The organism is Caballeronia mineralivorans PML1(12) (assembly GCF_001028175.1).
Classification (GTDB): Bacteria; Pseudomonadota; Gammaproteobacteria; order Burkholderiales; family Burkholderiaceae; genus Caballeronia; species Caballeronia mineralivorans.
Window position 1 is genome coordinate 1 of record NZ_AEJF01000306.1, and the last position, 283, is coordinate 283.

1 protein-coding gene is annotated in these 283 nt (G+C 54.8%); it reads left to right on the forward strand.

Going from position 1 to position 283, the window contains the following annotated elements; genetic code table 11:
* Positions 1–283, forward strand: a 283-nt coding sequence (locus EOS_RS42790; RefSeq protein ID WP_047898308.1) for an ABC transporter permease subunit, incomplete at both ends; no start/stop codon positions are given.

Here is a 283-nt window from a genome sequence, read left to right on the forward strand (position 1 = left end):
AGCGGCGATGATGGATGGCCTCAACCGTCTGCAAATTATCTTCCGCATCACCGTGCCGTTGGCGATGTCCGGGCTGATATCCGTGTTCGTCTACTGCTTTATGGTGGCGTGGAACGACTATCTGTTTGCGTCGATTTTCCTCTCCAGCGCCAGCAATTTCACCTTACCGGTGGGCCTGAACGCGCTGTTCAGTACGCCAGATTACATCTGGGGACGGATGATGGCGGCCTCACTGGTGACCGCATTGCCGGTGGTGATTATGTATGCGCTTTCGGAACGTTTT